1 pseudogene is annotated in these 596 nt (G+C 61.4%); it reads left to right on the top strand.

From position 1 onward, the window contains the following. Positions 1–43: 43 nt before the first annotated feature. A pseudogene (locus XARJCFBP2528_RS23270) lies at positions 44–596 on the top strand (IS3-like element IS1403 family transposase); the annotation flags it as partial.

Genomic DNA, 596 nt, shown 5'->3' on the forward strand with positions numbered 1-596 from the left:
ACCTCAGTTTGGAGTCCAATTCCCTACCCCAAGGAGATTGGACGTGAAGAAGCGTTTTACCGAAGAGCAGATCATCGGCTTCCTGCGCGAAGCCGAAGGCGGCGTGGCGATCAAGGATCTGTGCCGGCGCCATGGCTTCAGCGAGGCCTCGTACTATCTGTGGCGTAGCAAGTTCGGCGGCATGAGCGTGCCCGATGCCAAGCGGCTCAAGGACCTTGAGGCCGAGAACGCGCGGCTGAAGAAGTTGCTGGCCGAGCAGTTGTTCGAGAACGACCTGATCAAGGATGCGTTGCGAAAAAAGTGGTGAGCGCACCGGCGCGTCGTATGCTGGTGCGCGAGTGGATCGGGCGTGGTGCCAGCGAGCGTCGTGCGCTGGCAGTGATCGGCATGAGCGCCAGCGCGCTGCGCTATTGCCCACGCCAAGACCGCAACGGCGAACTGCGCGAGCGCATTCTTGCGCTGGCGCATCGCCATCGTCGCTATGGCGTGGGGATGATCTATCTCAAACTGCGACAGGAAGGGCGCATCGTGAACTACAAACGCGTGGAGCGGTTGTACCGCGAACAGCAGCTACAGGTCCGACGGCGCAAGCGCAA

The sequence above is a fragment of the Xanthomonas arboricola pv. juglandis genome (assembly GCF_001013475.1).
GTDB classification, from domain to species: domain Bacteria; phylum Pseudomonadota; class Gammaproteobacteria; order Xanthomonadales; family Xanthomonadaceae; genus Xanthomonas; species Xanthomonas arboricola.